Annotated in this window: 7 protein-coding genes; all 7 read left to right on the top strand. The window is 64.7% G+C overall.

What is annotated here, in order from left to right:
• A partial coding sequence (locus KYC_RS05455; RefSeq protein WP_008159695.1) for a chemotaxis protein CheW occupies nt 1–1,246 on the top strand: 1,246 nt, incomplete at its 5' end.
• Between the two features lie 17 nt (nt 1,247–1,263).
• The gene (gene cheW, locus KYC_RS05450) at nt 1,264–1,764 is read left to right on the top strand and encodes a chemotaxis protein CheW (RefSeq protein WP_008159692.1); all 501 of its coding nucleotides are present in this window, start codon (nt 1,264–1,266) and stop codon (nt 1,762–1,764) included.
• 93 nt (nt 1,765–1,857) lie between these two features.
• Entirely contained in the window at nt 1,858–3,561 is a 1,704-nt protein-coding gene (locus tag KYC_RS05445; RefSeq protein ID WP_008159690.1) for a methyl-accepting chemotaxis protein, read from the top strand.
• An 8-nt stretch (nt 3,562–3,569) separates the two neighbouring features.
• On the top strand, nt 3,570–4,421 hold the full coding sequence (locus KYC_RS05440) for a CheR family methyltransferase (protein ID WP_008159688.1): 852 nt from the start codon (nt 3,570–3,572) through the stop codon (nt 4,419–4,421).
• Between the two features lie 23 nt (nt 4,422–4,444).
• Entirely contained in the window at nt 4,445–5,503 is a 1,059-nt protein-coding gene (locus KYC_RS05435) for a protein-glutamate methylesterase/protein-glutamine glutaminase (RefSeq protein ID WP_008159686.1), read from the top strand.
• A gap of 51 nt (nt 5,504–5,554) precedes the next feature.
• Nucleotides 5,555–5,944, top strand: a complete 390-nt coding sequence (cheY, locus tag KYC_RS05430) for a chemotaxis response regulator CheY (protein WP_008159684.1) — start codon at nt 5,555–5,557, stop codon at nt 5,942–5,944.
• An 8-nt stretch (nt 5,945–5,952) separates the two neighbouring features.
• Nucleotides 5,953–6,585: a protein phosphatase CheZ gene (gene cheZ, locus KYC_RS05425; protein ID WP_008159682.1), complete on the top strand. Its 633-nt coding sequence runs from the start codon at nt 5,953–5,955 to the stop codon at nt 6,583–6,585.
• The last annotated feature ends 189 nt before the right edge of the window (nt 6,586–6,774 follow it).

The raw sequence follows: 6,774 nt of genomic DNA, 5'->3' as shown, positions 1-6,774 counted from the left end.
AGCCCGCGCCGCCGCGCGTCCGGCGGCCGCTGCCGCCGCTCATGTGGACAAGGAATCGACCTCGATCCGCGTCGGCGTGGAAAAAGTCGACCAGGTGATCAACCTGGTGGGCGAACTGGTCATCACGCAAGCCATGCTGGCGCAGACGGCCTCGACGCTGGACCCGGTGCTGCACGACCGCCTGCTGAACGGCATGGAGCAGTTGGAGCGCAACGCCCGCGACCTGCAGGAAGCGGTCATGTCCATCCGCATGATGCCGATGGACTACGTGTTCAGCCGCTTCCCGCGCCTGGTGCGCGACATCGCCGGCAAGATGGGCAAGCAGATCGAACTGCAGACCTACGGCCGCGCGACGGAACTGGACAAGAGCCTGATCGAACGCATCATTGATCCGCTGACCCACTTGGTGCGCAACAGCCTGGATCACGGCATCGAGACGCCCGAAAAGCGTATCGCCGCAGGCAAGGATCCGGTCGGCCAGCTGGTGCTGTCCGCGCAGCACAACGGCGGCAACATCGTGATCGAGGTCAGCGATGACGGCGGCGGCCTGAACCGGGAAAAGATCCTGAAGAAGGCCATGGCCCAGGGCCTGGCCGTCAACGAGAATTCGCCCGACGACGAGATCTGGCAGCTGATTTTCGCGCCGGGCTTCTCCACGGCCGAAAAGGTCACGGACATTTCCGGCCGCGGCGTCGGCATGGACGTGGTGCGCCGGAACATCCAGGACATGGGCGGCCACGTGCAGCTGTCGTGCGAGCCGGGCAACGGTACGACGACCCGCATTGTGTTGCCGTTGACGCTGGCGATCCTGGACGGCATGTCGGTGCGCGTGGGCGAGGAAACCTTCATCCTGCCGCTGAACCACGTTACCGAATCGCTGCAGCCCACCAACGACCAGATTTATTCCGTGGCCGGCAACGAGCGGGTCATGCACGTGCGCGGCGAATACCTGCCGCTGGTCGAGATGCACCGCGTGTTCTCGGTGGGCAATGCCCAGACCGATCCCACGCAGGCGATCGCCGTCATCATGCAGGCCGAGGACCGCCGCTTCGCGTTGCTGGTGGATCACTTGATCGGCCAACACCAGGTCGTGGTGAAGAACCTGGAATCGAACTATCGCAAGGTCCCGGGCATTTCCGCCGCCACCATCCTGGGCGACGGCAGCGTGGCCCTGATCGTCGACGTATTTGCGCTCGCGCGCGCCAACCGGGAACGCTGGTCGCAGCCCGAAGCCGTTCTGAATTGATGGAGCACTAAAAAATCATGGCAGCCAAACCGCAAGCGCAAGCCGCGCGCAATGAAGATGTCGGCAGCGAATTCCTGGTCTTCACGCTGGGCGACGAGGAATACGGCATTGACATCCTGAAGGTGCAGGAGATCCGCGGCTACGACGCCGACACGGTCACCCGCATCGCGAATGTCCCGCCCTTCATCAAGGGCGTGACGAACCTGCGCGGCATCATCGTGCCGATCGTCGACCTGCGCATCAAGTTCAACCTGGGCCGCGTCGAATACAACGAGCAGACCGTCGTCATCATCCTGAACCTCGACCGCCGCGTCGTGGGTATCGTGGTGGATGGCGTGTCGGACGTGCTGATGCTCAATTCCGGCCAGATCCGCCCGGCGCCCGAGTTCGGCGCCACCCTGTCGACCGAGTACCTGACGGGCCTGGGCACGGTGGACGAGCGGATGCTGATCCTGGTGGACATTGAAAAAATGATGACCAGCGACGAAATGGCGCTGGTGGAGAAGGTCGCCTCCTGATCGGAGTCTGACCGTAGTGCGGGGTAAAGGCGCCATATTGATTGCGATGTGGCGCTTTCCTTTAACGATTGCAATCAAGGGGTGGTTCTTGTGATGCGCAAGTTTTTCGCGAACATGACGATACGCAGCAGCCTTTTGTGGGTGCTGGCGTTTTTCTCATTCATGTTGGTGATCGGAGCGGCGCTGGGCGTGCTGTCTCTGCGCATCAGCAATGGGACGTTGGCCGAAATCAAGCAATCGCAGGAATTGGACGACGCCGTTGGCCGCGTCGTGTCGAGCTACAAGGACACCCTGAACGGCCTGGGCCGCGCGGCCTCGGCGAATTACGCCGACATCGTCCGCAGCGTAGGCCAGCCGACCTTGATCGCTTCGGGGCTGTCGCGTGAAGCGGCCGGCCTGCTCGAACGCGCCAAGGCGTCGCTCAATAAGGGCCAGGCCGAGTTCGACTACTTCAAGACCTTGCCCCGGCCGCCCGAGGCGGCCGAAGCGCTCAAGGAAATCGAGGAGTCGTACGCCACCCTGGCGCAGCAGGGCGTGGCCCCGCTGGTGGCCGCCCTGGAAAAGGCGGACATGCCGGGCTACCAGACACATATCCAGATGGTGCAGGACGCGCTCGAGGGCCGTTTTGCGCGCGCCGTCGACGCCTTTGACTTCTGGCGCGCCGCCAGGATGCAGGATGGGCACGAAGTCGCCAAGGTGCGCTATCAGTTCGTGCTGATGGCGGTCAGCGCCGGCGGCGTGATCACCGCGCTGTTGGTGTTCGCCACCTATCTGTTCCTGCGCCGCCGCGTGCTGCAGCCGCTGAAGGAAGCCGGCCATCACTTTGACCGTATCGCCGGCGGCGACCTGACCGCCCGCGTGGAAGTCGCCAACACCAACGAAATCGGCCAATTGTTCGCGGCGCTCAAGCGCATGCAGGAAAGCCTGACCCGCACGGTGTCGTCGGTGCGTCGCGGCGTGGACGAAATCAACGTCGGTTCGCACGAAATCGCGGCCGGCAACACGGACCTGTCCAGCCGTACGGAGCAGCAGGCGGCCTCGCTCGAGGAAACCGCGGCGTCGATGGAAGAGCTGGCCTCGACGGTGAAGCAGAACGCGGACAACGCGCGCCAGGCCAATCAGCTGGCGGCCAGCGCGTCGGACGTGGCCGAACGGGGCGGCGCGGCGGTGTCGGAAGTGGTGAACACCATGCAAGGCATCTCGGCCAGCTCGCGCAAGATTTCCGAGATCGTGTCGGTGATTGACGGCATTGCGTTCCAGACCAACATCCTGGCGCTGAACGCGGCGGTGGAAGCCGCGCGCGCCGGCGAACAGGGCAAGGGTTTCGCGGTGGTGGCGGGCGAAGTGCGCTCGCTGGCCCAGCGCAGCGCGCAGGCGGCCAAGGAAATCAAGGGCCTGATCGAGGACTCGGTGACCAAGGTGGGCGCCGGTTCGCAGCAGGTTGAACGCGCGGGCGCGACGATGCAAGAGATCGTGGCGTCGGTAAAGCGCGTGACGGACATCATGGGCGAGATCTCGGCGGCGTCCGAGGAGCAGTCCAGCGGTATCGACCAGGTGAACCGCGCCGTGTCGCAGATGGACGAAGTGACGCAGCAGAATGCGGCGCTGGTGGAAGAGGCCGCGGCCGCGGCCGGTTCGCTGCAGGAGCAGGCGCAGCGCCTGGCCGAAGCGGTGGCAGTGTTCAAGATCAACGCGGGCGAAGTCATCGAAGTGCCGGCTCACCGGCTGTCTTCGGTGCACGCCTCCTATGACGATGCAAGGCTGCATGCGCCCGACGCGCCTGCACTGGGACGCTGAGGATACAAGTGGCAACTGCGCCGAATACGGCCCCGTCCATTGCGGTGGACCGCCAGTTTGATTTCCGGGACGCGGATTTTTCCCGCGTCCGGAAGATGATTCATGCGCGCGCCGGCATCTCGCTGGGCACGCACAAGCGCGAGATGGTCTACAGCCGTCTGGCGCGGCGCTTGCGCGCCCTGGGCGGGCATGATTTCGGCAGCTATCTTGACCAGCTGGAGAACGAGCCCGGCGCGGCGGAGTGGGAAGACTTCGTCAACGCGCTCACGACCAACCTGACGGCGTTCTTCCGCGAATCGCACCACTTTCCGATCCTGGCCGACTTCGCCAGGAAGCGCGGGCCGCTGTCGGTGTGGTGCTGCGCCGCGTCCACGGGCGAAGAGCCGTATTCCATCGCGATCACGCTGACCGAAGCGCTGGGTGCGCGCGCGTCGTCCTGCTCGGTGCTGGCGACCGACATCGACACTAACGTGCTGAACCGCGCGCGCACCGGCGTTTACCCGGACGAGCGCGTCTCGAAGATGGAGCCGGAGCGCCTGCGCCGCTTTTTCCTCAAAGGCCGCGGCGCCAACGAGGGGCAGGTGAGGGTGCGCCCGGAAATCGCTGAGATGGTGCGCTACGAGACGCTGAACCTGCTGTCGCCTTCGTGGGGGATCAACGAGAAATTCGATGTGATCTTCTGCCGCAACATCATGATCTATTTCGACAAGCCGACGCAGTCGAAGATTCTGGAACGGTTTGTGCCGCTGATGAAGCCGGGCGGCCTGCTGTTCGCGGGCCATTCCGAGAACTTCACCTATATCAGCCGGGATTTTCGTCTGCGCGGGCAGACAGTCTACGAATGCGCAAATAAGGCCTGAACGGGCCAGGGCATCAAATCAAGATGAAGAAAATTAGCGTTTTGTGTGTGGACGACTCCGCGCTCGTGCGGGGCTTGATGACGGAGATCATCAACAGCCAGCCGGACATGGAAGTGGTGGCGACCGCCCCGGATCCGCTGGTGGCGCGCGAACTGATCAAGCGCCACAACCCGGACGTGTTGACGCTGGACGTGGAAATGCCCCGCATGGACGGGCTGGATTTCCTGGAAAAGCTGATGCGCCTGCGCCCCATGCCGGTGGTGATGGTGTCGTCGCTGACCGAGCGCGGTGGTGAAATCACCCTGCGCGCCCTCGAACTGGGCGCGATTGATTTCGTGACCAAGCCCAAGCTGGGCATTCGCGACGGTCTGCTCGAATACACGGAGCTCATCGCCGACAAGATCCGCGCGGCCTCGCGCGCCAAGTTGCGCGCGCCGACGCCGCATTCCGCGCCCGCCGCGCCCGCGCCCATGCTGCGCCGGCCGCTGGCGAGCTCGGAAAAGCTGGTCATCGTGGGCGCGTCCACGGGCGGCACCGAGGCGATCCGCGAGGTCCTGCAGCCGCTGCCGCCGGACAGCCCCGCGATCCTGATCACGCAGCACATGCCCGCCGGGTTCACGCGGTCGTTCGCCCAGCGCCTGGACGCGCTATGCGCCGTGACCGTGCGCGAAGCCGTGCACGGCGACCGTGTCCTGCCGGGTCACGTGTACCTGGCCCCGGGCGGCGATACGCACATGCGCCTGGGCCGCAGCGGCGCCAACTACGTGATCGAACTGGAAGCCAGCGAACCCGTCAATCGTCACCGCCCGTCGGTGGACGTGCTGTTCAACTCCGCAGCCGTCGCGGCGGGCAAGAACGCCATCGGCGTCATTCTCACGGGGATGGGTAAGGATGGGGCCGCCGGCATGCTCGCCATGCACAGGGCAGGCGCGCACACTATTGCGCAGGACGAGGCCAGCTGCGTGGTCTTTGGCATGCCCCGCGAGGCCATCGCCATCGGGGCCGCGTCTGAAGTGGTGCCGTTGTCGGCGATGAGCGAACGCATTCTGACTCGCCTGGGCGACCGTGGACACCGCGTCTGACGCGGACAAGCCCCACGATCGGTCTCAAGCAAATTTTTTCTGGAGTGAAAGATGGTAGACAAGGGCCTGAAGATTCTGGTGGTGGATGACTTCCCCACCATGCGGCGGATCATCCGCAACCTGCTCAAAGAGCTGGGTTTCGAGAACGTGGATGAGGCCGAGGACGGCGCCATTGGCCTGGAGAAGCTGCGCAACGGCGGCTTCCAGTTCGTGGTGTCCGACTGGAACATGCCCAACCTGGATGGCCTGGAGATGCTCAAGCAGATCCGCGCCGACGCTTCGCTGGCCTCGCTGCCGGTGCTGATGGTGACGGCCGAAGCCAAGAAGGAAAACATCGTTGCCGCCGCCCAGGCCGGCGCCAACGGTTACGTGGTCAAGCCCTTCACGGCGGCAACGCTGGAAGAAAAGCTGACCAAGATCTTCGAGAAAATTGCTGGCTGAGGTGCGCGATGAGTTCCACGGAAACTGTTGATCCGGCGGATTCGCCCGACCTGATCCACCGCATCGCGTCGCTGACCCGCATGCTGCGCGACAGCATGCGCGAGCTGGGCCTGGACCAGGCAATCAAGGACGCGGCCAATGCCATCCCCGATGCCCGCGACCGCCTGCGTTACGTGGCGCAGATGACGGAGCAGGCCGCCAACCGCGTTCTCAACGCGACCGAACAGGCCGGTCCCATCCAGGACGGCATGGCGCGTTCGGCCCAGGCGCTGGATAGCCGCTGGCAGCAGTGGTACGACCAGCCGTTGGAAATGCCCGAGGCGCGCGAACTGGTTAAGGACACGCGCGCGTTCCTGGCCGACGTGCCGAAGCAGACGCAGCAGACCCAGTCCAAGCTGATGGAAATCATCATGGCGCAGGATTTCCAGGACCTGACGGGCCAGGTCATCATGCGCATGATGGACGTGGTGGGCGCAATCGAGCGCGAACTGCTGCAGGTGCTGCTGGACAACGTGCCGCAAGAGCGCCGCGACGAAGCCAACAGCCTGCTCAACGGGCCGCAGATCAGCCCGCAGGGCAAGACCGACGTGGTCACCAGCCAGGACCAGGTCGACGACCTGCTGGCCAGCCTGGGCTTCTAAGACCCCGAGCAACCGGCGCCGCCATTGCGCGCGGCCGCCGGGATCCCGGGTGTCCCCAGGTGTCTGACACCAACCGAACGCCAACTGCCCCGCATCCGCAGCTCCGCGCGGCCTCATGAGGTATTCCCTAAGGGCGCAAACACTGCCCGGCCGATAGACTTCCTGCCAATAAGAATCGGGGCCTCGCAG

Origin of the sequence: Achromobacter arsenitoxydans SY8 (assembly GCF_000236785.1) — a bacterium.
GTDB classification, from domain to species: Bacteria; Pseudomonadota; Gammaproteobacteria; order Burkholderiales; family Burkholderiaceae_B; genus Achromobacter; species Achromobacter arsenitoxydans.
Note: the sequence above shows the minus strand (reverse complement) of the source record. Positions and strands in the feature narration are given on the sequence as shown.

Excerpts from the sequence above, each read along its gene's own strand:
- cheW (WP_008159692.1), top strand. The coding sequence starts at position 1,264 with ATGGCAGCCAAACCGCAAGCGCAAGCCGCGCGCAATGAAGATGTCGGC.
- KYC_RS05445 (WP_008159690.1), top strand. The coding sequence starts at position 1,858 with ATGCGCAAGTTTTTCGCGAACATGACGATACGCAGCAGCCTTTTGTGG.
- KYC_RS05435 (WP_008159686.1), top strand. The coding sequence starts at position 4,445 with ATGAAGAAAATTAGCGTTTTGTGTGTGGACGACTCCGCGCTCGTGCGG.
- cheY (WP_008159684.1), top strand. The coding sequence starts at position 5,555 with ATGGTAGACAAGGGCCTGAAGATTCTGGTGGTGGATGACTTCCCCACC.
- cheZ (WP_008159682.1), top strand. The coding sequence starts at position 5,953 with ATGAGTTCCACGGAAACTGTTGATCCGGCGGATTCGCCCGACCTGATC.